At 66.1% G+C, this 26,289-nt stretch carries 19 protein-coding genes; 12 read left to right on the top strand and 7 right to left on the bottom strand.

All coding sequences use genetic code 11. The features are described from left to right. The first annotated feature begins 39 nt into the window (after positions 1 to 39). Positions 40 to 714 carry a leucyl/phenylalanyl-tRNA--protein transferase gene (gene aat / locus HNR51_RS16330; RefSeq protein WP_041371081.1) on the top strand — a complete coding sequence of 225 codons (675 nt, stop codon included), beginning with the start codon at positions 40 to 42 and terminating at the stop codon, positions 712 to 714. A 119-nt stretch (positions 715 to 833) separates the two neighbouring features. Here aat and HNR51_RS16325 read toward each other — a convergent pair whose 3' ends face one another. Beyond that, a complete protein-coding gene (locus HNR51_RS16325; RefSeq protein ID WP_182555626.1) occupies positions 834 to 1,457 on the bottom strand; it encodes a TetR/AcrR family transcriptional regulator in 624 nt (207 codons plus the stop codon). A gap of 47 nt (positions 1,458 to 1,504) precedes the next feature. Between HNR51_RS16325 and HNR51_RS16320 the strand changes: the two genes are divergently transcribed. Beyond that, positions 1,505 to 1,975, top strand: a complete 471-nt coding sequence (locus HNR51_RS16320; RefSeq protein ID WP_182555625.1) for a monooxygenase family protein — start codon at positions 1,505 to 1,507, stop codon at positions 1,973 to 1,975. A gap of 6 nt (positions 1,976 to 1,981) precedes the next feature. Here HNR51_RS16320 and HNR51_RS16315 read toward each other — a convergent pair whose 3' ends face one another. The 3 genes from HNR51_RS16315 to HNR51_RS16305 all read right to left on the bottom strand — a co-directional run bounded on the left by HNR51_RS16315 (position 1,982) and on the right by HNR51_RS16305 (position 4,347). Beyond that, a complete protein-coding gene (locus tag HNR51_RS16315; protein WP_012452960.1) occupies positions 1,982 to 2,641 on the bottom strand; it encodes a DUF2155 domain-containing protein in 660 nt (219 codons plus the stop codon). A 100-nt stretch (positions 2,642 to 2,741) separates the two neighbouring features. Beyond that, complete coding sequence (locus HNR51_RS16310; RefSeq protein ID WP_182555624.1) at positions 2,742 to 3,839, bottom strand: SMP-30/gluconolactonase/LRE family protein; 1,098 nt, start codon at positions 3,837 to 3,839, stop codon at positions 2,742 to 2,744. Positions 3,840 to 3,930: 91 nt separating this feature from the next. Continuing rightward, complete coding sequence (locus HNR51_RS16305; protein WP_012452962.1) at positions 3,931 to 4,347, bottom strand: NADH:ubiquinone oxidoreductase subunit NDUFA12; 417 nt, start codon at positions 4,345 to 4,347, stop codon at positions 3,931 to 3,933. Positions 4,348 to 4,864: 517 nt separating this feature from the next. On the opposite strand from HNR51_RS16305, the gene HNR51_RS16300 reads away from it, so the two are divergent. From HNR51_RS16300 to HNR51_RS26755, 4 genes are all read left to right on the top strand, one after another. Continuing rightward, positions 4,865 to 8,596, top strand: a complete 3,732-nt coding sequence (locus HNR51_RS16300; RefSeq protein ID WP_182555623.1) for a vitamin B12-dependent ribonucleotide reductase — start codon at positions 4,865 to 4,867, stop codon at positions 8,594 to 8,596. Between the two features lie 523 nt (positions 8,597 to 9,119). Then, positions 9,120 to 10,205 carry an adenylate/guanylate cyclase domain-containing protein gene (locus tag HNR51_RS16295; protein ID WP_239681614.1) on the top strand — a complete coding sequence of 362 codons (1,086 nt, stop codon included), beginning with the start codon at positions 9,120 to 9,122 and terminating at the stop codon, positions 10,203 to 10,205. A gap of 218 nt (positions 10,206 to 10,423) precedes the next feature. Continuing rightward, positions 10,424 to 11,845, top strand: a complete 1,422-nt coding sequence (locus tag HNR51_RS16290) for an adenylate/guanylate cyclase domain-containing protein (protein WP_239681613.1) — start codon at positions 10,424 to 10,426, stop codon at positions 11,843 to 11,845. Continuing rightward, positions 11,838 to 13,661 carry a ThiF family adenylyltransferase gene (locus HNR51_RS26755; RefSeq protein WP_182555621.1) on the top strand — a complete coding sequence of 608 codons (1,824 nt, stop codon included), beginning with the start codon at positions 11,838 to 11,840 and terminating at the stop codon, positions 13,659 to 13,661. The genes HNR51_RS16290 and HNR51_RS26755 overlap by 8 nt, the downstream gene beginning before the upstream one ends. Before the next feature lie 183 nt (positions 13,662 to 13,844). On the opposite strand, the gene HNR51_RS16280 is transcribed toward HNR51_RS26755, so the two are convergent. The 3 genes from HNR51_RS16280 to HNR51_RS16270 form a co-directional block, all read right to left on the bottom strand. Continuing rightward, a complete protein-coding gene (locus HNR51_RS16280) occupies positions 13,845 to 15,875 on the bottom strand; it encodes a sensor histidine kinase (RefSeq protein ID WP_012455554.1) in 2,031 nt (676 codons plus the stop codon). Next, positions 15,863 to 17,233 (bottom strand): sigma-54-dependent transcriptional regulator, encoded by a 1,371-nt coding sequence (locus HNR51_RS16275; RefSeq protein ID WP_182555620.1) that lies wholly within the window; start codon positions 17,231 to 17,233, stop codon positions 15,863 to 15,865. Before HNR51_RS16275 ends, HNR51_RS16280 begins: the two co-directional genes overlap by 13 nt. A gap of 129 nt (positions 17,234 to 17,362) precedes the next feature. Then, on the bottom strand, positions 17,363 to 19,000 hold the full coding sequence (locus HNR51_RS16270; protein ID WP_012455556.1) for an OFA family MFS transporter: 1,638 nt from the start codon (positions 18,998 to 19,000) through the stop codon (positions 17,363 to 17,365). Positions 19,001 to 19,485: 485 nt separating this feature from the next. Between HNR51_RS16270 and HNR51_RS16265 the strand changes: the two genes are divergently transcribed. The 6 genes from HNR51_RS16265 (at position 19,486) to HNR51_RS16240 (ending at position 26,236) form a co-directional block, all read left to right on the top strand. Next, the gene (locus HNR51_RS16265) at positions 19,486 to 21,681 is read left to right on the top strand and encodes a TonB-dependent receptor plug domain-containing protein (RefSeq protein ID WP_012455557.1); all 2,196 of its coding nucleotides are present in this window, start codon (positions 19,486 to 19,488) and stop codon (positions 21,679 to 21,681) included. 206 nt (positions 21,682 to 21,887) lie between these two features. Then, the gene (locus tag HNR51_RS16260; protein WP_012606145.1) at positions 21,888 to 22,274 is read left to right on the top strand and encodes a hypothetical protein; all 387 of its coding nucleotides are present in this window, start codon (positions 21,888 to 21,890) and stop codon (positions 22,272 to 22,274) included. Further along, positions 22,271 to 23,257, top strand: coding sequence for a cytochrome c peroxidase (locus HNR51_RS16255; protein ID WP_012455559.1), 987 nt, complete (start codon positions 22,271 to 22,273; stop codon positions 23,255 to 23,257). The genes HNR51_RS16260 and HNR51_RS16255 overlap by 4 nt, the downstream gene beginning before the upstream one ends. Before the next feature lie 84 nt (positions 23,258 to 23,341). After that, positions 23,342 to 24,265 (top strand): LysR family transcriptional regulator, encoded by a 924-nt coding sequence (locus tag HNR51_RS16250; RefSeq protein ID WP_012455560.1) that lies wholly within the window; start codon positions 23,342 to 23,344, stop codon positions 24,263 to 24,265. A gap of 213 nt (positions 24,266 to 24,478) precedes the next feature. Next, complete coding sequence (locus tag HNR51_RS16245; protein WP_182555619.1) at positions 24,479 to 25,645, top strand: NAD-dependent formate dehydrogenase; 1,167 nt, start codon at positions 24,479 to 24,481, stop codon at positions 25,643 to 25,645. An 87-nt stretch (positions 25,646 to 25,732) separates the two neighbouring features. Beyond that, on the top strand, positions 25,733 to 26,236 hold the full coding sequence (locus tag HNR51_RS16240; protein ID WP_182555618.1) for an HPP family protein: 504 nt from the start codon (positions 25,733 to 25,735) through the stop codon (positions 26,234 to 26,236). The last annotated feature ends 53 nt before the right edge of the window (positions 26,237 to 26,289 follow it).

Here is a 26,289-nt window from a genome sequence, read left to right as displayed (position 1 = left end):
GGGCTGGCGTTCCCGCGCCGCCGGAGCGACAACGCTTCGATGCATGATAGGCCGCCCGTGGACATCACGCCCGATATCCTGCTCAAGGCCTACGCCGCGGGGATCTTCCCGATGGCCGAGGATGCGGACGACCCGACGATCTACTGGGTCGAGCCCCGCGCCCGAGGGGTGCTGCCCCTCGACCGCTTCCACGTGCCGAAACGGCTCGCCCGGACCGTGCGATCCGACGTGTTCGAGGTCGTCAGCGACCGGGATTTCGATGCTGTCATCGACGGCTGCGCCGCCCCGCGTCGGGACACCGCCCGCACCTGGATCAATGCCCGCATCCGCGATCTCTACGGCGCCCTGTTCGATCTCGGCCATTGCCACACGATCGAGGTCTACCACGAGGGGCGCCTCGCGGGCGGCCTCTACGGCGTCTCGCTCGGAGCAGCGTTCTTCGGCGAGAGCATGTTCCACGAGGTACGCGACGCCTCCAAGGTGGCGCTGGTCCACCTCGTCGCGCGGTTGCGGGCGGGCGGCTTCCAGCTCGCCGACACGCAGTTCCTGACCGATCACTTGAGCCAGTTCGGCGTCGAGGAAGTGCCGCGCCACATCTACAAGCGCCAGCTCGCCGCCGCGATCACCGAGCGCGCCGAATGGGGCCCGCCGGAGCGGATTTTTCGTGGAAGTGAGGCGCTGGCCGCGCTTGGTATCGGCAGCGCAGTCGCCTGATCTGGGTTTCGAAAGGACGAGTCCTTTCGCCGGTCCAGGGCGGAGCCCTGGAAAGACATCGGGGCGCTGCCCCGATGCCCCGCCAAAGGGATGATCCCTTTGGGATCTCGGTCTCTTCACTATCCTACGATGGGTTCGAGCCTCAACAAGCGGCTCGCAAGGGCTGCCGCCGCCTGCGGATCGCTGCGCACCGCCTCGCCGACCATGCCGTCGATGACGAGCGAGGCGATGCCGTGGACCAGGGCCCAGGAGCGCAGGGCTTCCTCCGCAGCCGACGCCGCCGGCACCAGGGTGGCGACGCGGTCGGACAACACCGCGTAGGCGGCCGCCGAGGCTTCGCACAGGGTCGCGGGACGCGATCCGCCGGAGCGGGCCGAGAACATCAGCCGGAACAGACCGGGCTGCGCGCAGGCGAAGGCGACGTAGGCCGCTCCCTGGGCGTAGAGCGCCTCCCGCGCGTCTGCATCACCCTCCCCTCCCCCGTCGGCGGCTTGCAGCGCACATCGCAGCCGCTCGAACCCGACGGTGGCCACCGCAGCCAGCAGCGCGTCCTTGTCGGGGAAGTGCCGGTAGGGCGCCATGGCCGAGACGCCGGCGCGTCGCGCCGCCTCGCGCAGTCCCAGGGCGGAGGCATCGCCGCCCTCCTCCAGAATCGACAGGCCGGCTGCGACGAGCGCCGCGCGCAGCTCGCCATGATGGTAGCCGCCCTTGCCTGGATCGGATCCCGGCCTCGATGCTGACACTGTAAACGCCCAACCTATGATTACGGTGCAAACATGGAGTCGATGCCATGCGGAAGTTGGACGCGCAAGGGCCACACCCTCGGCGTGAATCGGTCGATCTCTCGGCCTATCCCGGCCTCGTGGTCGTCTATCTCGGTTTCCGGGTCGGCCGGCTGCGAGGCTTGAAGACGCTGCTCGGCATCGGGCGCGGCTTGGCGCAGGTGCAGCGGGACATGCCCGATGGCCTCCTCGCGCATGAGAATCTCGTCTACGGCCTGAACCATGTCGGCATGCGGCAGTATTGGCGGGATCTGGAGAGCCTGGAGGCCTTCACCCGCTCGGAGCCGCACAAGACGTGGTGGCGGGCATTCGGCCGCGATCCGGCCGGAAACGGCTTCTGGCACGAGGCCTACCGTCTCTCCGGCGGGATGGAAGCGATCTATGTCGGCATGCCGAACCCGATCGGACTCGCCGCCTTCGCCGCCGCGCGTCGGCCGGAGGGACCATTCATGACGTCGCGGCAGCGGCTGGCGCCGTAGGGGCGATTACCGGAAGATCGCGTCGAAGATCGATTGCGGCTCGCGCGGGGGCGGCGGAGCCGGTGCCGGGCCCTCGTTGTTCGGGAAGAACTTTCGCGAAGGCTTCTGCTTGGGCTGGACCGGCACGCCACGCGGCCCCTCGACATCCACCTGGCCGTTCTGGTTGACTTGGCTGGCGGTCTTGGTCGGGTCCGCGCCCTTCTTCTTCGGCTTCTCCTGGCGGGAGGCGAGCGCGGGCACGTCCTCCTGCTCCTTCGCCTCGGCGATCACGTCGGTGCCGCCCTTACAATCGGTCAGCCACACGTCGTAGATCGGGTGCTCGATGGCGTGGAGCCCCGGGCTCGACGCGAACATCCAGCCCGTGAAGATGCGCCGGTACTTGCTGTCCAGCGTCACCTCGTCGACCTCGAGGAAGGCGGTGGTCTTCGGCGTCTCGGTCGGCGGGCGCGAGTAGCAGACCCGCGGCGTCATCTGCAGCGCGCCGAACTGCACCGTCTCGTCGATGGCGACCTCGAAGGTCACGATCCGGCCGGTGATCTTGTCGAGGCCGGAGAACACGGCGGTCGGGTTCTTGATCTTGTCGGCCGAGGCCGGCAGCACCGAGAGCGCCAGGGCGAGCGTGCCGAGCGCGGTCCGGCGCAGGATCGTTGCGGGGATGCGGCTCAAGGCGCCCTCTTGAGTCTGGAGCCGGCCGTCGCGGCCGGGAAACGTCCGGCCGTTCCAACACCCGAAGGGTGGTGGAAAAAGGGCGGCCGGACCCTCCCTCCTAGTTCCGCACGGGCTTGGCGCCAATCGACATGCGGAAGATCGTCGTCGGAAACGCGATCTTCGACGTGCCGCCGTTCATGCCCTTGCTGCGGTTCATCTGCGCCGCCGGAAGCCAGAGGCCGCCCTCCTCGTCGATCCACATCGCATCGACCCACACGAGCCGCGGATCCTGCACCAGGGTCGTCTGCGTGCCGTCGGGCGCGAACTTCAGGATCCGGAGATTATCGGTATCGGAGGCGTAGATGTTGCCCTCGGCGTCGATGGCGGTGCCGCCGGTCGAGACGGTGGCGGCGAACAGTTCGACATGCTTGCCCCGCTCCGCATCGCTCGCCCCCGCGTCGTCGAGCCACTTGGTCTCGATCCGGTAGAGCGGACCGGTGCAGGCTTGGTAGGTGAACCACTTCCCATCCGGCGAGACTTCGAGCTGGTCGGCGTGGATCGCGATCGGCTTGTCCTTCGCATCGAGCAGCACCTTGTTCTCGCCGGTGAGCGGGCGCTGCGCCACCGTGGAGGGATGCCCGTCGAGCACGCGCCGGAGCGTGCCGTCGTCGAGGTCGAGCACGAGGATGCCAGGCTGGCCGGCATCGGTCAGGTAGACCTTGCGGCCGTTGAAGCGGAAATCGTCGATGAAGCTCTTGTCCGTGGTCGCCTTCTCCAGCGGGAAGACCTTGCGGACCTTGTTCGCCGAGAGATCGATCTGCACGAGCTTCGGCCCGCCGGGCAGCGGCGTCCCGCCGAGTTCGGCCGCACCCTTGTCGACGACCCAGAGATCGCCGTCCGGGCCGATACGGATCGCGTTGACGCCGACAAAGGCCCTTGCGGCGTCCTCCCCGGTCTTCCAGCCGTTCCAGGCGGCATCGGGATAGGGTTGCGGCTTGCCGTCGATCCACTCGCCGAGTTCGAGTCCCTTGTCCTTCTGCTGACGCTGGAAGGGGGAGAACAGCCGCCCGTCCTTGGAGCGGGTGACGCCGTTGAAGACGAGGCTTTCGGATTTCAGGACCGGTGTCAGCTCGGCCTGTGCCTGCGCATCGGCCTCCTGGGCTCGCGCCGCCGTCGCACCGAGACAGAGCAACAGGGCCAAAGTCGTCGCTCGCATGGGTCTTGCCCCTTCATCCTTCGATGCAGAGACAAGGCCCGGCACGCCGATCCGTTCAGACTAACGGCTGGAGCAGGCGATCACGGATCGTCTACTCGCCCGGCGTCCACGGCACGTAGTCGCCGGTGGCGGCAGGGCGGGCGCCCCAGGAGAGCTGGGAGCCCTTCGGCCGGTAGGCCGCCGCCGTACCGGTGAGGTTCTCCTCGTGGGCCTTCTGCCACTCGCGAGGCGTGTAATCCTCCTCGCTCGGGGCAACGTCGCCGTTGTGGCACAGCCACGCGCGCCAGCCCGGCGGAACGCGGGAGGCGTCAGCGTAGCCGTTATAGACCACCCAGCGCCGCTCCGGGCCGACCGAACGGTCGATCAGCGGGCCTTGCGCCTTGTAGTACTTGTTGCCGAGTTCGTCCGAACCGACGAACTGGCCGCTGCGTGCCGTGTAGAGCGCGAGCGACATCGTCTGCCCGTTCCACCACGTGAAGATGCGCAGCAGCGTGTCCTTGAGGGCCATGGTTCCTCCGGCGGGCGACGGGTCCGCGGCGCCGTCGCCGGGCCGTTATGGTCGTCACGCGCGCGCGAGTCCAGCACCCCGCGCCGCTGTCGCATTTTCGGCACGCCTCCCCTGTCTCGCGCGCCCGTTAACCCTGTTCGATCCCGCCGAGGGCGGCCGGAACCATGCCGTCGCCTGTGGACCGAAAAAATTTTCCGGCGGATTCGCTGAAGCCGAACGGCCACTTAGCGAACCGTTCCGGATATCCACAGGATTATCCCGCAGAACACAACATCTAGCGCGGAACACGGGTAGCCGGCACTAGTTATTGACGCAGATGGCCACCCGGACGTAAGGTCCAGGCATCGCTTCGGAGGGTTCGGCGGGGTTTGCAGAAGACCCCGTTTCCGCGTGACGGACAGGCTCCCACGCATCGCATGCGGGGCCACGAACCGGCTGAGGGCATTCCGGCTTTTCATCCATGAACCGCGGCCCGCGCCGCGGCACGGGGTCGCTTGGCTCCGAGGGAGAGGGATTCATGCGGTTCGAGCGGCGCTACACCACGTCAGGCCAGTCTCCCTATGCATCCATCGCCTTCCGCAAGGCGGTGAGCGAGATCCGCAACCCGGACGGATCGATCGTCTTCCGGCTCGACGGCATCTCGGTGCCGGAGAGCTGGAGCCAGGTCGCCGCCGACGTGCTGGCGCAGAAGTATTTTCGCAAGGCCGGCGTCCCCGCCCGCCTGAAGCGGGTCGAGGAGAACAGTGTTCCCTCGTTCCTGTGGCGCTCGGTGCCGGATGAGGCCGCACTGGCCGAGCTGCCCGAGGAGGAGCGCTATGTCTCCGAGATCTCCTCGACCCAGGTGTTCGATCGCCTGGCCGGCTGCTGGACCTACTGGGGCTGGAAGGGCGGCTACTTCTCGTCGGAGGAAGACGCCTCGGCCTTCATGGACGAGCTGCGCTTCATGCTCGCCCGCCAGATGGTGGCGCCGAACTCGCCGCAATGGTTCAACACCGGCCTGCACTGGGCCTACGGCATCGACGGCCCGAGCCAGGGCCATTTCTACTGCGACCCGAAGACCGGCGCGCTGACGAAGTCGGCCACGGCCTACGAGCATCCGCAGCCGCATGCCTGCTTCATCCAGTCCGTGCAGGACGACCTCGTCAACGAGGGCGGCATCATGGACCTGTGGGTGCGTGAGGCCCGCCTGTTCAAGTACGGTTCGGGCACCGGATCCAACTTCTCGATGCTGCGCGCCGAGAACGAGCGGCTCGGCGGCGGCGGCAAGTCGTCCGGCCTGATGTCCTTCCTCAAGATCGGCGACCGGGCGGCGGGCGCGATCAAGTCCGGCGGCACCACGCGGCGGGCCGCCAAGATGGTCATCGTCGATATCGACCACCCCGATATCGAGGCCTTCATCGACTGGAAGGTGAAGGAGGAGCAGAAGGTCGCCGCGCTGGTGACCGGCTCCAAGGTCGTCTCGAAGCACCTCACCGCGGTGATGAAGGCCTGCATCCAGTGCGAGGCAGAAGGCGACGCCTGCTTCGACGCCGAGCGCAACCCGGCGCTCAAGCGCGAGATCAAGGCCGCCCGCAAGGCGATGGTGCCCGACGCCTACATCAAGCGCGTCGTGCAGTTCGCCCGCCAGGGCTTCACCAAGATCGAGTTCCCCGTCTACGACACCGACTGGGATTCGGAGGCCTATCTCACGGTCGCCGGCCAGAACTCCAACAACTCGGTCTCGCTGACCGACACGTTCCTGCGCGCCGTCGAGGCCGATGGCGACTGGAGCCTGACCGCCCGCACGACGGGCAAGGTCAGCAAGACCCTGAAGGCGCGCGACCTGTGGGAGAAGATCGGCGAGGCGGCCTGGGCCTCGGCGGATCCGGGCCTGCACTTCAACACGACGATGAACGACTGGCACACCTGCCCGACCGGCGGGCGGATCCGGGCCTCGAACCCGTGCTCCGAGTACATGTTCCTCGACGACACGGCCTGCAATCTCGCCTCGGCCAACCTGCTGACGATGTACGACCGTCAGGCGAAGCATTTCGACGTCGAGGCGTTCGAGCACCTCAACCGTCTCTGGACGGTGGTCCTCGAAATCTCGGTGATGATGGCGCAGTTCCCGTCCAAGGAGATCGCCGAGCTTTCCTACAAGTACCGGACGCTGGGCCTCGGCTACGCCAATATCGGCGGCCTGCTGATGACCATGGGCCTGCCCTACGACTCCGATCAGGGCCGGGCGCTGGCCGGCGCGCTCACCGCGATCATGACGGGCGTGGCCTACGCCACCTCCGCCGAGATGGCGGCCGAACTCGGGACCTTCGAGGCCTATCCTGAGAACGCCGACCACATGCTGCGGGTGATCCGCAACCATCGCCGTGCGGCGCATGGCGAGGCCACGGGCTACGAGGGTCTGAACGTCGCCCCCGTGCCGCTCGACCACGCCAACATCCCGCAAGGCGACATCGGCGCCCATGCCCGCGCGGCCTGGGATCGCGCGCTGTCGCTCGGCGAGCAGCACGGCTACCGCAACGCGCAGGCCACCGTGATCGCGCCGACCGGCACGATCGGTCTCGTGATGGATTGCGACACCACCGGCATCGAGCCCGACTTCGCCCTGGTGAAGTTCAAGAAGCTCGCCGGCGGCGGCTACTTCAAGATCATCAACCGCGCCGTGCCGGACGCTCTCCGGGCGCTGGGCTACCGCGAATCCGAGATCGCCGAGATCGAGGCCTACGCCGTCGGCCACGGCTCGATGGGTCAGGCGCCCGCGATCAATCCCGGCTCGCTGCGCGCCAAGGGTTTTTCCGACGACAAGATCGCGGCGGTGGAAGCCGGGTTGAAGTCGGCCTTCGACATCAAGTTCGTGTTCAACCGCTGGACCCTCGGCGACGATTTCCTCAAGGACACCCTCAAGGTGCCGGCGGAGAAGCTCGCCGACCCGACCTTCGAGCTGCTGCCGTTCCTCGGCTTCTCGAAGAAGGAGATCGAGGCCGCCAACACCCATGTCTGCGGGGCGATGACGCTGGAGGGCGCGCCGTTCCTCAAGCGTGAGCACTACGCGGTGTTCGACTGCGCCACCCCCTGCGGACGCACCGGCAAGCGCTACCTCTCGGTCGAGAGCCACATCCGCATGATGGCGGCGGCGCAGCCCTTCATCTCGGGGGCGATCTCCAAGACCATCAACATGCCCAACGACGCCACGGTCGAGGATTGCAAGGCGGCCTACCTGCTGTCCTGGCGCCTCGCCCTCAAGGCCAACGCCCTCTACCGCGACGGCTCCAAGCTGTCGCAGCCCTTGAACGCCGCCCTGATCGCGGACGACGAGGACGAGGCCGAGGACGCGCTCGAGGCGATCATCCAGGCCCCGGCCGCAGCCAAGGCAGCGGCCGCCGCCGAGAAGATCGTCGAGCGGGTGATCGAGCGGGTCGAGCGCATCCGCTCGCGCGAAAAGATGCCGGACCGCCGCAAGGGCTACACCCAGAAGGCAGTGGTCGGCGGACACAAGGTCTATCTGCGTACCGGCGAGTACGATGACGGGCGCCTCGGCGAGATCTTCATCGACATGCACAAGGAAGGCGCGACCTTCCGGAGCCTGATGAACAACTTCGCCATCGCGATCTCGCTCGGCCTGCAATACGGCGTGCCGCTGGAGGAATACGTCGAGGCCTTCACCTTCACCCGCTTCGAGCCCGCGGGCTTCGTGCAGGGCAACGACGCGATCAAGAACGCGACCTCGCTGCTCGACTACGTTTTCCGCGAACTGGCCGTATCCTATCTCGGACGGACCGACCTCGCCCACGTCAACCCGGCCGAGATCGGCGGCACGGTGCTCGGCGGCGGCGAGGGCGACACCACCCGCGAGTCGGCCAAGCCGGCCCCGGCGGCCTCGGCCATCGTCTCCCGCGGCCTGCTGCGCGGCTCGGCCGACCGGCTCACCCTGATCCAGGGCGGTCCGGGCAACGCGACGACGGGGGTCGCCGCGGCGGCTACCGGCCAGTCGGCCCCGGCCGGCGGCACGGTCCACGCCGTCCACGGCGCCACCGCCCTGAAAGCGGAGCCGCAGAGCGTCGGCAGCGTCGAGACGCTGCCCTTCGCCAAGCCGGAAGCCAAGGCCGAGCGCAGCGTCGCGGATCGGCGGGCGGAGGCGAAGATGAAGGGCTATGTCGGCGAGGCCTGCCCCGAATGCGCGAACTTCACGCTCGTCCGCAACGGCACCTGCCTGAAGTGCGACACCTGCGGAAGCACGACCGGGTGCTCATAATCACACCGTGTTGGTGTAGCCTGAGGCAAAAGATGAGCACTGTGGGAGAATAGATGGTTTTCAAGCGCCCCTCCTGCGGCGCGAGGCATAAGATGTTTGGAATTGCTTCTTGGGAGGCCCTGCTTGAGAGGCAAAATTTTCCGAGCCTGCCCTTAGGTTTATTCTCACAGCATGTGCCGATAGAGGAAGTTTGTCGGTCGAAATACATTCACCTCGACCGACAGGCCTTCCGTAGAGCGAGGCGTGTGATGAAAGTTTAAGTTCACCTTCATCCAGTCTCCTCTTGAGCAGAGGTGAATAGCTTCGACTGAATAGCTTCCAGGCTGCCATTGGGATGGCAGCCTGGAACGGCGCGGGGAACAAAACGTGAAAGCTTAGCTGTTGCGCCCGGTCGAAGCTGGACGAGCGTCATCGTCGCTCGCGCAGCCTGGGTTTCCAGTGTCGGGCTCAGCCAATCATTGTGGCATCGCAGCCATTACGATTTCTAGGAATAATCATGCAAAACCGTAGCCCTGGAATAAGTATGTTCCTTGAGAAATATTGTCCCGACCCGACTGTGTTGACAGCCGCCCTCCACGACGAGCTTCGGGTTCAGACGCTCCACGAGGGCCAAGCCCTCTGTTCAGGCAGTGAAGAGGCGGACTGCCTCTGGATCGTCGAGGAGGGACTGCTTCAGGTCATGGCCGGCGGCCCCATCGCCCGCCGCGAACGAGGCGAGATAATCGGCGAGATGGCATTCCTACGGGGCGCGCCCGGTTCCTTACCCGTACGCGGCAACGACGTTGTGGCAGCCTACCGATCCAAGGTGTGGAGGATCGACCGATCGACAATCGACGCCCTCGCCGGGGAAACCAGGGCCCTTTGGTACGAGACCGTCGCGCGGGCCCTGGTCGCGAAACTCGACGAGGCGAGCCTGCAGAGGGCGAGCCAGGCGCGGGATCTCAACAGGGGTGACCGGGCTATCGCGCGCTTGGTCTGCCCGGAGGGCGTGCAGGCGACCAGCGCCATCCTACTCAATGGCGCGGAGGCCATCCCGCCGGTCAAGAGGATGGCCGTGATCTGGTTCAGCGACCTCTCGGGCTTCTCCGCCCACTCCGAGGGGCGGGACGCCGTCGAGGTGGGAGCCACCCTCCGTCGGCTTACGGACCCGCAGGTGGAGGAGATTCAGCGGTCGAACGGGCAGGTCGATAAGCATATGGGCGATGCGGTGATGGCTTTCTGGCTATGCCCGGACGCCCCTCGCCTCAGTAAGGGCGTTGCCGGAGCCACAAGGGCGGCACTCGAGGCCGCCCGCCGCGTCCAGGCGGCAGCAGCGGAAGCCTCGGCGCCAGTAGGCATCCGGATCGGCCTGCACCTGGGGGAGGTATCCGTCGGCGACTTCGGTGGCGGCGACCGCATCGCCTTCACCATCGTCGGCCAACCCGTCAACGAGGCGGCGCGATACGAGCAGTTCAAGCCCGACACCCAACAGTCGGGCGGGCGCGTCCGCGTCAGCGACGCGGTCTTCGAGCTACTCCCCAATGACGTTCGCGCCTCCTTTCTGCCGAGCCCGGTCGAATTCTTCGACAAGCACCGCAAGCGCTTCGTCGCCTTCCTGTCCTCGAATTAGCCTTGGGTGCCGACATGGCCTGGGATCCGATCCGAAGCCGAAACCGCATCGCGCGGTTCATGACGACCGTACCGCAGTCGGCCATCGACGTGCGAACCTTTGACCAAACGTACCTCTTGCAGCGTGTTCGGGACGCGCAGGCCCGCGGCAAGAGGCTCGGCTTCGATGAGTCGCCTATCTTTGCCGTCCCCCGGAACCGCGCGGTTCTGGTCGATGGTGTGCACGTCTACGTCCAGCTGCTCGACTACCACGATCGGCTTCAGGATCAGGGCCGCGAGACCGAAGCCAGCCATAAGCGCGTCCTACAGTTCCTGCACCTCCACTACTCGGCAACTGATAGGGTCGTGGAGGAGTTCGAGGCGCAGCGCGTCGACTACCACGGCCCCCGGCTGCACGCCGTCCTGGTGACGCCCGTCGGGGACGAGCGCCAACGCGTCCTCCGGGCCGTCGCATTCGCAGTGACCTTGAAGGAGACGATTGAGGCCGCCGGCCAGAACATCGGCGGCGCCCGCCTCCAGACCCGGGTCAGGATTGGTATCGACACGGGGCGTGCGGTCGCCGTGAGCAGCGGTCGGGGCGCGGATATGGAGCCGCTCTTCCTCGGCAGCCCGGCCAACCACGCAGCCAAGCTGGCAGAGGGTGACCATCCCGGCATCTATCTCAGCGACCGCGCCCGCGAGGTTCTGGGCGAACCAAGCGTCGGCTGGGCCTCGGAGCGCTCCACCTCGCTCGCGGAGGACCGTCAATACGGGCTTGCCAACGCGGGCTACGGCCAAGCGTGGTCCGGCCTCGATCCGGCGCCGATCCGGGCACGGGTGCTCGCCGCGGTCCGCGCTCTGCAAACGGACATGGATCTGACCGCGCTCACCTCCCCCGAGGCGACGTTCCGCTTCCACCGCCACGAGCCGCCGCTCAAGACCATCGACTTCGCCGAGTTGATGCCGAGCCGTTCGATCAGGATGGGGCTCGCCTCGGTCTTCGCCGATCTATCCGGCTTCACCGCCTACGTGGACGCGTGCATCAGGGGTCGACGCATCGCCGAGATGACGGCGAACCTGCACGTCATCCGGGGCGAGCTGGCGGCCTGCGCCCGGGACGACTTCGGCGCCAGGAAGGTACGCTTCATCGGCGATTGCCTCCACGGGCTTGTGGCTGTGGGCACGCGGCTGGCGACCGAGCCGGCGAGTACGGTGGACGCCGCCGTCATGCTCTCCGGGGGCCTTCGCTCCTCGTTCAACCTCTGCAAGGCGACGCTGCCCGGCATCCGCGAGATGGGCATCGCAATAGGCTCGGAGTTCGGGGAGACCCCGGTCAGCAGGGTGGGCATCCGGGGCGACAGGAGCGTCCGTTGCGCCACCAGCAAGGCAGTCTCGACCTCCGAGGCCATCCAGTCCGACCTGAACGGACGGCAGACTGCCCTCGGGCCGAACGCACTCGCCAACGCCTCCCCGGCGGTCAGGCGGGCATTCGAGGCCGGACCGGTCTATGACATGGACCACGACCGGGCCGGTCACGTCGTCACGCCGGCCCCTGCCCCGTCGGTGGCGAGGCCGGCGGCGCTCTCGTCCGGCCTGCTGATCTCCCAGGGCGCGACCGCTGCCGGATCTGTGCGGGAGCGAGGCAGCGGACGCCATGCATGAGGCGTCGATCCGGCGGCATGCGGCTGTCGAGAGGGTTCGCGAGTGCCTCCGGGACCTGCACGGTGTCGACCCGACACCGTTGGGACGAAGGGCCCTCGCCGCATACCACCACCGTTTCCGGATAAAGTCGGGTTGGCGACTGCCCGTCGACTTCGGCGAACCGCATCCACGGCACATCGACGTGCTGATACCCGAGGGTTTCCCGCTCGTACGACCGCAGTTCGGCCTGCTGGAACGGCCGCCGTTCCTCACGTGGCCCCACGTCGAGCGCGATGGCAGTCTGTGCCTACTCGCCAACATGAGCGAATTCGATCCCGACGATCCGGCCGGAGTGGTGGTCCGGCTGCTCGGAAAGAGCTGCACCCTCGTTCGGGACCTCTTAGAAGGGGGCATGGCGGAGAGGGACTTCCTCGATGAGTTCCTCACCTACTGGCGCTACGATCGGAACGCCTCGGACGGACGCCTGACGAGCATCCTGCGGATAGAGCGGCCGTCACGCGAGATCGCCGTCTGGCAGACCACGGGCATCCGCCTGCTCGGAGACACCGAGGAGCAGGTCACGGGTTGGCTGCGGAACCGTTATGGAGACAAGGTCCTCCGCCCGTCGCGACTGCAAAAGGGCCTGCTCGTGTGGCTCGACCGGCCGATGCTGCCGTCCGAGTACCCGAGGACGGCGCGGGACGTGCAGGTCTTGGTGGAGAGGTGTGGCGGCGAGGCACCGCGTCTCCTATCGGACCTCGTCTCCGCGCGGCAGGACAGCATCGTCACGGTCATCGCCGCGGAGGGACGGTTCGGCCCTGGGATCGTGACGGCCGCTATCGCATCCCCGCGGGGCGCACGCAGCTGCGGCGGCTCGACAGCGCCACTTTACGACGGCTTCCGGCCCTCACGCCTGCCGAGCAGACTGCTGGCACGGCGATACCTTGGTAGCGATCCCGTCGTGCGCGACGAGCCGGCGCGAGCGGATGCCCCTTGGATCCACGGTCGAGGGCATGATCTGCGGACGGAACGGCTGACAGGCGCGACGGTCACGGTCATGGGCTGTGGATCGGTTGGCGCGCCGGTGGCGGTCGCGCTCGCGCAGGCGGGCGTCGGGCACCTGAATCTTGTCGACCATGATGCACTTGATTGGGCCAACGTCGGACGCCATCCGCTCGGCGCCGCCTGCGTGCGCGCGAACAAAGCGGAAGGGCTGGCCTCGAAGCTGCGGATCGACTACCCGCACGGGAGGTTCGATGCCTTCCCGGTCATGGCGCAGGCGATGTTGGCCGTCGATGAAGGAACGCTCCGGGGAAGTCACCTCGTCGTGTCGGCGATGGGGGATTGGCGCACGGAAAGCCAACTCAATGACTGGCAGTGCCGGCTGGGCAGGCCGATGCCCGTCATCTACGGCTGGACCGAGGCGCACGCTGTCGCGGGGCATGCGGTGGCCATCACGCCTGGGGGTGGCTGCCTCAGGTGCGGGCTCGACCGGACGGGGGCACCCCATTTCCGGGTGGCAGCTTGGCCCGACGAGCGGGCAGTCGCTTTTGAAGAGCCCGCTTGCGGCGCCCACTATCAGCCGTACGGGCCTGTCGAGCTCGGGTTCGTCACGTCGCTGGTCGCCCAGTTGGCCCTGGACTGCCTCCTGGGGAAGGTAACGCGTCCGTGCCATAGGATTCATGCCGCGCGGCGTGCTTCGCTCACCGAGGCGGGCGGCCGTTGGTCCGACCGGTGGATCGACCAGTACCCCACCATGACCGAGGGTGGAGTGCAGGTCGAGCGGGAATGGCTATCCGGAACCTGCGCGGCGTGCTCGGCATCCAAGGTCGCGTGACGGGTATCGAGTAGCTGGCAAAGTAGGTCGGGCGGCTGTACTGCCGCATGTATTTTGCTCGTCGAACGATGTCGATCGCGACCCTGCTCAGAGCAATCTAGACATAGATTACAGCCTTTTTGCCGAAGTGTATGATGAGCCGCCTCAACGTCGATCTACACTCATGAAGACAGATGGCGGACATCAATGCGGACGACGAACCGCCGGAAGCCAGATCACGAAGATCGATCCTCGCTCAAGCTCGCTGTGGACCGTGATTGTACCGCCGTAGCGGGCGATCAGCGTGTAGCTGATGGAAAGGCCTAGTCCTGTACCCCCGTGCGTACGGGTGGTGAAGAAGGGGTCAAAAATTTTGCGCAGCCGGTCGGCAGGGATGCCGACGCCGGTATCCGAAACCTCAATCGCGACACCTTCGCGCCCGGAGTAGTCGTTGTCCTGCGTCTTCAGACGGAGCAGGCCGCCCTCGGGCATGGCGTGAATGGCGTTGACCATGAGGTTGATTACGACCTGCTGCAACTCGGTCCGGCTGATCTCCACCGTGCGGGTCGCGGTATCCTCTCTCTCGATCGCGACGTCGGCGCGTTCGAGGAGATGGCGAACGAGCACCAGGCAATCTGTGACGACCTCGGCCGGCACGACCGTCTCGACATAGCCCGCATACTCGTCCGGGCGGGCGAACTGCAGCAGGCGCGTGACGATCATGTTCACCCGGTGGACCTGCTGATCGATCAGGTCGAACTCGGTCCGGACTTCGTCCGCCGCGGGTCCGAGAGCCTCACGTGCAACCTCAAGGTTGCCCTGAATCACAGCGATCGGATTGTTGATCTCATGAGCGACGCCGGCCGTAATCTCGCCGATCGAGGCGAGCTTCTCAGACATCACGAGTTGGCGACGGGTCTCCTCGAGCTGGCGCGTGCGCTCCTCAACGCGGGCATCGAGTTCGCGCGCGAACGCACGCAATTCAGCGTCGCGCGTCTGAAGTCGCTCCAGCAACTCGTCGAAGCGGCGCGCCACGAGCCCAATCTCGTCTCCGCTTGGGACGGTCCCGATCCGTGCGCCGAGATCGCCGGCATCGACGGCTGCGATCGTTCGGTTCATTTGTTCCAGTGGCTTGAAGATCGCTCGAGCGAGGCGGAGCAGGAACGGTATCGTCACGAGGGCGGCAAGCGCGAATGCCGCTACCACCGCCGCCACCATCGCCCAGCGCGCCAGACGGAACGGCTGTTCGAGGAAACCGACATAGAGCATGCCGACCCGGTGGCCGGTGCTGTCTGTCACTGGCTCGTAGGCTGAGATGTAGCGGTCGTTCACCACGAAGGCGCTGTCGAGCCAAACGCGGCCCCGGCCGAGCACGGCGTCGCGCACCTCTTTCGAGACACGGGTGCCGAGAGCGCGGCGGTTGCCGAACAGCCGCACGTTGGTCGCGACGCGTACGTCGTCGAGAAACAGCGTCGCCGTGCCCTGGCCGCCGCCGGGGAGATCAGCATGGGCGTAGATCAGGTCGTTGAGAGTGTCGACGAAGCCGAGATTGCCGTTCAGGAGCGAGCCGCCGACGAGGGCGCCCGTACGCGCCCCGCCTCTGCTGTCGGGCAGCGGCGCGGGACTGGCTGAATGAATCACGAGGCCCCGTGTCTCGACGGCGCGGTCGGTCTCAGCCGCGGCCGGCGTCGGCACGAGATCGAGGCGAGCGCGCACCGCCAGACCGGGTGAGACCGCGTCCATTGCATTAGCGTCGAACACGTCGATCGCAGTCTCCCGCTTACCTTCGAGCGCGGCGCGGACGACCCGCCATCCTGCACTGCCCGCAGGTCTGGCTCCGGCCGGCGAGGCGGCTAGGACCGTGCCGTCGGCGGCCGTGAGATAGAGGAAATCGAGCCCGAGTGCCTTCCGCCTCTCTTCGAGGAGGGTGTCGAGCCCGTCCGCGCGGGCGGCTTCCGCGAAGGCTGCCGACTGCCCGAGGGCTGCAATCTGCTCATCGCCGCGCTCCATGATGCGGCGCAGATACTGGCGGGCGATGATTAGGTCGTCGTGTGCCTTGGAGACGAGCAGCGCGTCGAATTGCCCGAGCCACCAAAATAGGGCGAAGCCGAGGACGACGGGAAGTACCGCCCCCATCGGCAGCAGGGCGATGGCGAGCAGACGGGTCCGGACGGAGCGCAGACGCCAGCGGTTCGTGGATGGCTCACGCGGACCCGGATCGCTCACACATTCCATTCCGCGCATTTGCGGTCGAGGGTTTTGCGCGAGACACCGAGCCGGCGCGCAGCCTCGGCGCGATTTCCCTCGGAGGCGGCGAGCACTCGCAGGATATGGCGCTTCTCCACCTCGGCAAGATCGTCGGTCCGGGGCTCGGCCGTCGGTCCGGAGTCGGGCTCGCCGAATGTCCCGAGGATCAGGGCACGCTCGATCCGGTTGCGAAGCTCGCGGGCGTTGCCAGGCCACGGATAGGCCTCGAAGCGCTGCAGCACGCTCAGCGGAATCGGCAGCGGTGGCATGCCGAGTTGAGCCGAGAGTTGGTCCATGAACATCCGCGCGAGCGGTTCGATGTCCTCTACGCGCTCGCGCAGCGGCGGCAGGTGGATACGGACGACGTCCAGCCGGTAGTAGAGGTCGGCCCGGAACTGTCCGCCGGCGACTCGCTCGGCGAGGTCGGCATTGGTCGCCGCGATCAGGCGAACGTCGATCGGGATTTCGCGGTCGGAGCCGACGGGCCGGACTTTGCGGTCCTCGATCACCCGCAGGAGCTTCGCCTGCAGCGCGAGAGGCAATTCGGCGATCTCGTCGAGGAAGAGCGTGCCGCCCTGGGCGTAAAAGAAGAGACCTTCCCGCGAGGAAGCGGCGCTGGTGAAGGCGCCCTTCACATGGCCGAACAGCTCGCTCTCGATGATGTCGGCGGCGATGGCTCCGCAATTCACCGGTACGAACGGCCGGTCGGCGAAGGCGGACAACTCGTGCAGGGCACGCGCCGTGACCTCCTTGGCCGTCCCCGACTCGCCGGTGACGAGCACGGTGCTGCGGGTCGCCGCGGCGCGGGCGACGAGATCGCGGGTGCGCACCATCTGCGCTGAGGTGCCGACGATACGCTCGGCGGCCTGGGACCGGTCCGGCGGAGCCAGTTGACGGCGTAGAACGAAGTTCTCCCGTCGCAGGGCCGAGCGGTCGAGGCAGCGCACGACGGCGTTGAGGATCTGCTTGGTGCGGAACGGCTTGAGCACGAAATCGGCTGCGCCCGCCCGTACAGCCTCGATCGCGGTTTCGAGATCGGCAAAGGCAGTGATCAGGATCACCTCCGTGAACAGGCCGTCGCGTCGCAGATCCGCGAGCCAGGACAGGCCCGTGCGTCCACCCAGGATGTTGTCGAGGATGATGAGGTCGAAGCTGCTCGCCTCGATCAGCCGGCCCGCGGCGCTCGTATCGCCGACCGCCTCGACCCGGGCGCAGCGCGGCGCCAGCGTCCGGACGAGGAAGTTGCGCATGCCGGGCTCGTCGTCGACGACAAGGATCTGCGCCTTGGCGAGCCACGGGTCGCTGGTCGCAACGGAAGCGTCTGTCGCGCTTGGGCCGTCTGTCATGGAACTGCGATTGGGCCAGCGGGAGGGTCTGCCGCAAGCAGTCCCGGAGCAATGCCTGCTTAGAGGAATTCCCTCCCGATGGCGATGCGCTGACCCGCCGGCGAAGGGCCGGCGGGTTGCAGGGGCGCGTCAATGCAATAGGATTGCCGTCTTCTGTAGCGTGATCAGCACGCCGACCGCCAGCGGCACGCCCACTGCCGCCCAGGCCAGCCCAACGAGCACGGGCGACGCCGTGCGCTCGGCTGTCGGCGTGGCGGCGAGCGAGGCTTGGGTCGCCGGGCGCAGAGCGGCAGGCGTCCCCTTCTCATCCGCCATGTAATGGCGCGCCGCGACCGGCCGGACCAAGAGGTTGCAGATCAGGCCGAGGACCAGGAGCCCGGCCAGGATGTACATGGTCTGATTATAGGCCTGCGCATTGGGCAGGCCCGCGGCGATCTGGTACTCGCGCAGGTAGTTCACGAGCACCGGGCCGAGGATGCCCGCCGTCGCCCAGGCGGTGAGGAGCCGTCCGTGGATCGCGCCGACCATCTTGGTCCCGAACATATCGGCGAGATAAGCCGGCACCGTGGCGAAGCCGCCGCCATACATCGAGATGATGATGCCGACCGCAAGCACGAAGAACAGCGTCGTGCCCAGACCCGCGAGTGTCGGCACCGCGGCGTAGAGCACCATGCCGAGGAGGAAGAAGATCGCGAAGGTGAGCTTGCGTCCGAGTTTGTCCGAGGAGGTCGCCCACAGGAAGCGTCCGCCGATGTTGCACAAGCTGAGCAGCCCGGTGAAGCCCGCCGCGATGGCGGCGATCTGCGCCTTCTGCGCGGCGTCGAGCTGGCCGAAGGGGATGTCGAGCCCGATCAGACGGCCGCCGAACATCTCTTGCAGCATCGGCGAGGCCATGCCGATGACGCCGATGCCGGCCGAGACGTTGAGGCACAGCGCCGCCCAGATCAGCCAGAATTGCGGGGTGCGGGTCGCGACACCGAGATCGACGTTGCGGGACGAGACCATCGCGCTCTTGGTGGTCGCGGGCGGTGTCCACCCGGCCGGCTTCCAGTCCTCGCGCGGCACCCGGTAGCCGAGTGCGCCCGCCGTCATGAACACGGCGTAGATGAGAGCCATCGCCACGAAGGTCTGCCAGACGCCGACGGAGGTCGGGCTCGCGAACTGGCGCATCAGCCAGTCGGCCAGGGGCGCGCCAATCATCGCGCCGCCGCCGAAGCCCATGATCGCCATGCCGGTGGCCATGCCGCGCCGGTCCGGGAACCACTTGATCAGCGTCGAGACCGGCGAGATGTAGCCGAGGCCGAGCCCGATGCCGCCGATGACGCCGGAGCCGAGCCAGAGCATCCAAAGTTGGTGCAGGTAGACGCCGAGCGCGGAGATCAGCAGGCCGCCACACCAGCACAGAGCTGAGACGAGGCCCGCCTTACGCGGCCCGGCGCGCTCCAGCCAGCCACCCCAGATCGCCGCGGAACAGCCGAGCAGCACGAAGAACAGCGTGTACATCCATCCGAGCTGGCTGATCTTCCAATCGCACCCCGTCGCGACCAAGGACCCGAAGAAGCCCATCTCGGCCGGGCAAGCGACCGGCTGAGTGATGCCGACGGCGCGCGAGAGCGGCAGCCAGAACACGCTGAAGCCGTAGGCCATGCCGATGCAGAGATGGATCGCGAGGGCGGCCGGCGGCACCAGCCAACGGTTAAAACTGGGCGCGGCGACCGTGCGCTCACGACTGAAAAAGCCGGGCTCGGCGGCGATGCTGACAGACATGGATCCTCCTGGGGCGATTCCTCGAGGTGCGGTCTTCGCCGCACTTCGGGAACCCCGACAGCAATGTCCGAGCCACTCACTACATTGATTGATTTATCAATTCTCCACAGAGACTTAAGCAAAACTGCCGCCATGGAATAGCTGGACAATTTGTCCACTTCGCCCATTCGGAAAGGCTTCATGGGTGGACAAAATGACCGTGCCGCCAGTCGTCCAGGGTGAGCATTTGCTCGTTGTGCGATGGCGATGAAGCGCGGGGGAGGCCTCTGAACCCCGCCATGTGTTTCGAAGGAGCCCATGGCGATCAGTCCCGACCTGTTTCGAAGTGCTCCTCGCCACGTCGAGATCGCCTTTAGGGCGACCCTGTTGCAAGGCTGCAACGTCCGAATCGCTATATTTATTCGTATATAGCCAAGCCTGCTGGAACGTCCAAGAACGGCCGGCGGCGATAGATCCTTGCCATCGACGCCCCCAGAGAAGGGTAGATGTCCATCGTGCGCTCTATTCCAGCCGTTGTGTCCGCGTTCGTAGCTGTCAGCGTCGCGCCCATCAGCACCGATGCGATTGCTCAAGACATTGCATTGGAGGAAGGCCGGCGGCCGAAAGCCTTGCGCGTCGTACCAACGGACAGGGCACCCATCGGCACCTTCGAGCTCGGAGAACTCTCGACCGTACTCTCCGAAATTTCCGTCAGCGGGAGCGGACGCGAAAGTGGCGGACTACCGACGCCGTCTCAGAGCGTCGTCACAGCGCGTGACGTCTACACCTTCAACAAGAACACACTGGATGATGCGCTGACCGTGGTTCCGGGCGTGAGCGCGGCCAATTCCGGCGGCAGCCGCAACGAGCGGCTGATCTTCGTGCGCGGCTTCGACCGCTTTCAGGTGCCTCTCTCGATCGACGGCATCCGCGTCTACCTGCCGGCGGACAACCGGCTTGATTTCGGGCGCTTCCTCACGCCGGACCTCGCCGAGATCCAGGTGCAAAAGGGCTACGTCACCGTGCTGAACGGCCCCGGCGGCATGGGAGGCGCGATCAACCTCGTCACCCGCAAGCCGGTGCGGGCGGCGGAAGCCGAGTTCCGCACCGGCGTCGAGGTTGGCAATCGCGGCATCCCGACGGCCTTCACCGGCTTCGGACTGATCGGCACGCGCCAGGAAAACTATTACCTTCAGGCCAGCGGCACGATCCGCGACAGCAACGGCTGGTTCCTGTCGCAGGGTTTTCGCCCCGTACCGATCGGCAACGGCCCGCCGATCGAGGATGGAGGTCGGCGCGACTTCTCGGCGGTCGACGATTACCGCGTCAACCTGAAGGCCGCACTCACACCGAACGCCACGGACGAGTACTCCCTAAGCTACACAAAGCAATCGGGCGCCAAGGGGGCTCCATACTCGGTGTTCGAGCCCGTCAGCGGCATCACGCCGATGCCGCTCCCCCGGGGGACCGCCTTCCAGCGCGATTGGCGATGGCCCTACTGGGACATCGACAGCCTGTACTTCCTGTCACGCACGGCGATCGGCGATAAGTCCTACCTGTTGGGTCGGGCCTACCACAACAGCTTCAACAATCTACTCTCGGCCTTCGACAATGCGAGCTTATCTAGTCAGCGCCTGCCACGCTCCTTCGACAGCTTCTACGACGACACTGCCTATGGCGGCAGCATCGAGTTCGGCACCGAGCTGATCCCGCTCAACACCCTCAAGTTTGCCGCGCATTACCGCCGCGATACCCATACCGAGCGCCAGTTCCCGGCCCCAGGTCTGCCGAGTTCGGTGATCGAGCCGCGCCAGACGAGCCAGGAAGATACCTACTCCGTCGCCGTCGAGAACACCTTCCACGCGACGGACCAACTCGATCTCGTGGCCGGCCTCAGCTACGATCGCAACGCGCTACGCAGGGCGCAGGACTACAACGCGAGCACGCGCGCGCTGTTCTCCTATCCGCTGGGCAGCACCGACGCGGTCAACTGGCAGACGGCCGCAATTTACCGAACCAGCGAGACAGGTCGGGTTCATGCCAGCGTCTCCTCACGGACTCGCTTTCCGAACCTGTTCGAGCGCTTCAGCACCCGATTCGGTGACGCTGTCCCCAATCCTGATCTCCGGCCGGAGCGAGCCACGAACTACGAGGTCGGCTGGTCCGAGCTGTTCTTGGGATCCCTACGGCTCTCGCCGGCAGTGTTTTACAGCGACATCGAGGACGCGATCCAATCCGTCAGCATTGGCAATAACCAGATTCAGAACCAGAACGTCGGCACTGGGCGCACCTACGGCTATGAAGTCGCCTCGGAGCTGACGCTCTCGCCAGAGCTGTTCGTGGGCGCGAACTACACCTTCTTGATTCGCGAGCTGAACGATCCTCTGCGGCCTGCCCTGAAACCGACCGGCACACCGCGCCATCAGGCCTTCGTCTGGGCCACGTGGCAAGCGACGCCCGCTTTGAGCTTCACGCCGAGCGTGGAAGCGGCGAGTGGTCGCTTCTCGACTGACCGACTGGAGAACAACTTCTTCAAAACCGGCGGCTACGTGCTGGTGAACCTTCAGGCGCAGTATGCCCTGGATGCGCACGCGACTGCCGCCATCGGTGTGCGCAATCTATTCGATCATAATTACTCTCTGGCCTACGGTTTTCCTGAAGCAGGGCGCACCGTCTTTGCAAACGTACGGATGACGTTCTGAAGGTGGAAAGGCAATCCGTCCGGTCAATCGCTACTACTTTTTCAGGGAATGAGATGTGTGATATTAAGGCGCAACTGTCGAAAGGCTCTCTGGTCCTAGTGCTCATAGCGCTTGCCGCGATGCAGACGATGGCCACGACGCAGGCGGCGGAGACTTGCCCTGTGGCGCCATTGGCGCCGCCGGCCGAGTTGGTAGGATGGAGCCAGATGGCTCCCATCACCGCGGGTTCGGATGCCGAAGCGGCGATCGCCCTGCCCATAGGGCTTGGGGCTGTCGCGACCCTGCTGCCGACGCCCGCGATCCGCTATGCGTTTCGACCCGAGAAGCCGGGAGGCTCTGTAAGCCATGGGGGGATCTTCGCCTTCTCCGTGGAAGCCGCCGGACGGTACCGTGTGGCGATCGGATCGGCGGCGTGGGTCGACGTCGTGCTGGGAACGGACGCTTTGACATCCGTGGCACACGGGGCTGGCCCGGTCTGTACAGGCATCCGTAAGATGGTCGATTTCGATCTTCAGCCGGGTCGTTACCTGCTCCAGATCGCCGGGAATGGCACCGTTCAATTGCCGCTGATGGTGACGAAGCTACCGAAGTGAGAAGGCCCGTCGCTGCAGCGGCCGCTCTGATCCTGGCCGCCGCGCCGTTCGGCCTGCCATCGGCGTCGCCCTCGGCTTGGCGCTGGTCGCTGCCGGACCGTTTGGCCGTTCCGGTTGTTCCAGCCGACAACCCGATGAGCGCCGTTAAGGTCGCACTCGGCCGGCGCCTGTTCTACGACGCCGACCTATCGATCGACGGCACGATGGCCTGTGCTACCTGCCACGAGCAGAAGCGCGGCTTCGCCGATGGAACCCGCACACGCCCGGGAGTGCATGGCGACCAAGGGCTCCGCAACGTACCAGGCTTGGCCAACGTCGCATGGCTGCCGAGTCTGACCTGGGGCGATCCGCGGATCACCAGCCTGGAGGCTCAGGCTTACGTTCCGCTCTTCGGCACGCAGCCAGTCGAAATGGGAATGGCGGGACAGGAGCCCGAGCTCGTACGCCGCCTCCACGGCGACGCATGCTATCGGCAGCTGTTTCGCGCCGCATTTCCCGAACGGGGTGGGGCAATCGACATCGGCACTGTCACCAAGGCGCTGGCCAGTTTCCAGCGCAGTTTGGTTTCCTACGATGCCCCTGTCGATCGTGGCGAGACTTCGCCGGCCGGTGCCGCCCTCTTCAGGAACGATTGCGCCGGCTGCCATTCCGGCAGCAATTTCACCGACGGACGCTTCCACCGCATCACCAGCCGGCTCCGCATGGATCGCGGCCTTGCCGATATCACCGGGCGCACGGAAGATGCTGGCCTGTTCCGTACGCCGAGCCTTCGGAACGTAGCGGTAACCGCTCCCTACCTCCATGATGGCAGGGCCGCCACGTTGAGGGAAGCCATCGCAGCTCATGGATACGTCTACGAACCGGCGCAGAGCGATGCGCTTCTTGCTTACTTGCATGCCCTCACGGATCTCGGCTTCCTGAGCCGGAGCGAGCTTTCTTATCCCGACAGCCCCTGCGCGTTCCTTGATGGCGATGATCGTTGATTACGACGATCTGAGGCGCAATCCGTCGACTGGCTGGCTATATTCGATTGGACATATCGTGTCCCTCAGGCATCGTGCGTTGCCATGTTGGTCCGCCACCTCTCCTACTTTGTGACCCTTGCGCGCGAGCGACATTTCGCTCGGGCCGCTCAACTCTGTAACGTCACGCAATCGACCCTCTCAGCAGCTCTGCGCAAGCTGGAGGAGGACCTTCAGGTCGCCCTCGTCGTGCGCAATCAGCGCTTCGTCGGCCTTACCGTCGAGGGCGAACATCTCCTCGCATGGGCGCGCCAGATCCTCATCGATTACGACAGCCTGCGAGAGGATCTGTCCGGGCTTCGCACTGGCCTCAAGGGCACGCTGCGGTTGGGCGTCGTCCCGGCGGCGATGGGCGCGGTCGGCTTCCTCTCGACCCGGTTCAGGGAGGCGCATCCCGACGCCTCGATCGAGATTCGCTCGCTCTCGTCCCGCGAGATCCAGAAGGGCCTCGACGGCTTCGAGATCGAGGCCGGCCTGACCTATCTCGAGAACGAGCCGCTCGAACGGGTGCGGCGCGTGCCGCTCTATCATGAGCGCTACATCCTCGCGATGAGGGCCGACCATCCGCTGGCGGCCGAGGCGCGGGTGAGTTGGGTGCAGGCGAGCTGCCAACGCCTCTGCCTGCTGAGCGAGGAGATGCAGAACCGCCGGATCCTCGACGGCTTGGCGGATGCGTTCGGTGTGGTCCTGCGCCCGACCGTCGTCAGCAACTCGTTCCTAGGCGTTTGCGCGCACCTGCGCGAGGGCGGATTCGTCAGCATCGTGCCGCATACATTCCGGCACCTGTTCGGCGGCACCGATGCCCTGGCCATGCGCGACTTCGCCGAAGCGACACCGCGGCAGACTATTGGGTTGGTCTTCACCGACCGCGATCCGCTGCCGCCGATGGCCTCCGCACTTCTGCGTGCCACGCTGAACTTCCGACTTGAAGACACTCCTGCCTGGATGGCAGCGCTGCCCTCGCCCTGATCGACCGCGTCGATCAGGCCATCAAGGACTTTCGTTTGATACCGAAGCGATAAGAACGGAAGTTCATCTCGCTCGAGCCGACCTGCAGTAAATGACAGGTCTGGCCCATTCTCGAGCGGGGAAACGCCAGTCGACGCGATGCAAGCCTTGCGTCGTGGTCAGTCTTGATCGACTGAGGCGATCCCCTTTGCAAGCCGACAAAGGGAGTCAGCGATGGCCAAGATCGTTCTCGTTCTCTACGACGATCCCGTCGACGGGTATCCGACCTCATACGCCCGCGACGATCTACCGAAGATCGAGCGCTATTCCGACGGCCAGACTCTGCCGACGCCGAAGGCGATCGACTTCCAGCCCGGTACCCTGCTCGGGAGTGTTTCGGGCGAATTGGGCCTGCGCCCATATCTCGAAGGCCTCGGTCACGAGTTGATCGTCACCTCCTCGAAGGAGGGCTCCGATTCCATTCTCGACCAGCATCTTCACGACGCCGAAATCGTGATCTCCCAGCCGTTCTGGCCGGCCTACATGACCGCCGAGCGGATCGAGAGAGCCAAGAACCTCAAGATCATCGTCACCGCTGGCATCGGCTCCGACCACACCGACCTCGACGCGGCGATCAAGCACAACATCACCGTCGCCGAGGTGACCTTTTGCAACTCGATCAGCGTCGCCGAGCACGTGGTGATGATGATCCTTGGCCTCGTGCGCAACTACATCCCGTCCTACCAGTGGGTGATGAAGGGCGGCTGGAACATCGCTGACTGCGTCGCACGCTCCTACGATGTCGAGGGCATGCATGTCGGCACGGTCGCCGCCGGCCGCATCGGCCTCGCGGTGCTGAAGCGGCTGAAGCCGTTCGACATGCATCTGCACTATACCGACCGCCACCGGTTGCCCGAGTCGGTCGAGCGGGAGTTCGGTCTGACGTGGCACGCCAGCCGTGAAGAGATGTACGGCGTCTGCGACGTCGTCACGCTCAACTGCCCCCTCCACCCGGAGACCGAGGGCATGATCAACGACGAGACGCTCAAGCTGTTCAAGCGCGGCGCCTATCTCGTTAACACGGCCCGCGGCAAGCTCGCCGATCGCGATGCCATCGTCCGCGCCCTCGAAAGCGGACAACTCGCGGGTTATGCCGGCGATGTCTGGTATCCGCAGCCGGCGCCCGAGGACCATCCGTGGCGCTCGATGCCGCATCACGGCATGACTCCGCACATCTCCGGTACCTCGCTCTCCGCCCAGACCCGCTACGCGGCCGGCACGCGCGAGATCCTCGAATGCTACTTCGAGAAGCGGCCGATCCGGAACGAGTACCTGATCGTCGAAGGCGGCAAGCTCGCCGGTGTCGGCGCGCATTCCTACAGCGCCGGCAAGAAGGCCTGAGGCTCTTCCCGGCCGGGCGTCCAATCGACGCCCGGTCGCACCATTCGATCCCTTCGGACGTTTCGCACCGGCAAGGCTTGAAGATCCATGGCTTCGCATCAGAGCCTGAGGCAGCGCTTCGCGCGGGCCGTGCCTCTCACCGCAACGCGCTCGATCCTCATGGCTGGCCTCGGCGGCTTCGGCGTCATCTTTCTGCTGGCGGAGGTGACGGCCCGTTTCGAAGCGGGTCTGCTCATCGCACCGTTCGGGGCCAGCTGCGTGCTGGTGTTCGGCTTACCGCAAAGCCCCCTCGCGCAGCCGCGCAGCGTGATCGGCGGCCACGTCGTCTCGACGGTGATGGGCTTGCTGGTCTTCTCCTTCCTCGGCTCGACGGCCCTGGCCTTCGGTCTCGGCGTCGGCCTCGCCATCGTCACCATGCTTCTTACGAAGACAGTCCATCCCCCGGCCGGTGCCGATCCGATCGTCGTGATCCTGGCGGGGGCGAGTTGGAGCTTTCTCGTCGTCCCAGTCCTCACCGGTGCCCTGACGATCGTCGCCGCCGGAATGCTGTTCAGGCGGTACGTCCTCAGGCATCCAGCGCCGGCGCACTGAAGCACGGGGGTGCCGGGGACGGTGGGGCTTTTCTCTGCGCTCAAAGCTTGCGT

This window comes from Methylorubrum thiocyanatum (genome assembly GCA_014138645.1).
GTDB lineage: Bacteria > Pseudomonadota > Alphaproteobacteria > Rhizobiales > Beijerinckiaceae > Methylobacterium > Methylobacterium thiocyanatum.
This window is presented reverse-complemented; position numbering and strand designations above follow the sequence as displayed.

Bases quoted from the DNA above. Each gene is read 5' to 3' on its own strand.
- HNR51_RS16250 (WP_012455560.1), top strand. From the start codon at position 23,342: ATGTTGGTCCGCCACCTCTCCTACTTTGTGACCCTTGCGCGCGAGCGA.
- HNR51_RS16240 (WP_182555618.1), top strand. From the start codon at position 25,733: ATGGCTTCGCATCAGAGCCTGAGGCAGCGCTTCGCGCGGGCCGTGCCT.
- HNR51_RS16280 (WP_012455554.1), bottom strand. From the start codon at position 15,875: ATGGAATGTGTGAGCGATCCGGGTCCGCGTGAGCCATCCACGAACCGC.
- HNR51_RS16275 (WP_182555620.1), bottom strand. From the start codon at position 17,233: ATGACAGACGGCCCAAGCGCGACAGACGCTTCCGTTGCGACCAGCGAC.
- HNR51_RS16300 (WP_182555623.1), top strand. From the start codon at position 4,865: ATGCGGTTCGAGCGGCGCTACACCACGTCAGGCCAGTCTCCCTATGCA.
- HNR51_RS16320 (WP_182555625.1), top strand. From the start codon at position 1,505: ATGCGGAAGTTGGACGCGCAAGGGCCACACCCTCGGCGTGAATCGGTC.
- HNR51_RS16245 (WP_182555619.1), top strand. From the start codon at position 24,479: ATGGCCAAGATCGTTCTCGTTCTCTACGACGATCCCGTCGACGGGTAT.
- HNR51_RS16305 (WP_012452962.1), bottom strand. From the start codon at position 4,347: ATGGCCCTCAAGGACACGCTGCTGCGCATCTTCACGTGGTGGAACGGG.
- HNR51_RS26755 (WP_182555621.1), top strand. From the start codon at position 11,838: ATGCATGAGGCGTCGATCCGGCGGCATGCGGCTGTCGAGAGGGTTCGC.
- aat (WP_041371081.1), top strand. From the start codon at position 40: ATGCATGATAGGCCGCCCGTGGACATCACGCCCGATATCCTGCTCAAG.
- HNR51_RS16295 (WP_239681614.1), top strand. From the start codon at position 9,120: ATGTTCCTTGAGAAATATTGTCCCGACCCGACTGTGTTGACAGCCGCC.
- HNR51_RS16260 (WP_012606145.1), top strand. From the start codon at position 21,888: ATGGCTCCCATCACCGCGGGTTCGGATGCCGAAGCGGCGATCGCCCTG.
- HNR51_RS16310 (WP_182555624.1), bottom strand. From the start codon at position 3,839: ATGCGAGCGACGACTTTGGCCCTGTTGCTCTGTCTCGGTGCGACGGCG.
- HNR51_RS16270 (WP_012455556.1), bottom strand. From the start codon at position 19,000: ATGTCTGTCAGCATCGCCGCCGAGCCCGGCTTTTTCAGTCGTGAGCGC.
- HNR51_RS16265 (WP_012455557.1), top strand. From the start codon at position 19,486: ATGTCCATCGTGCGCTCTATTCCAGCCGTTGTGTCCGCGTTCGTAGCT.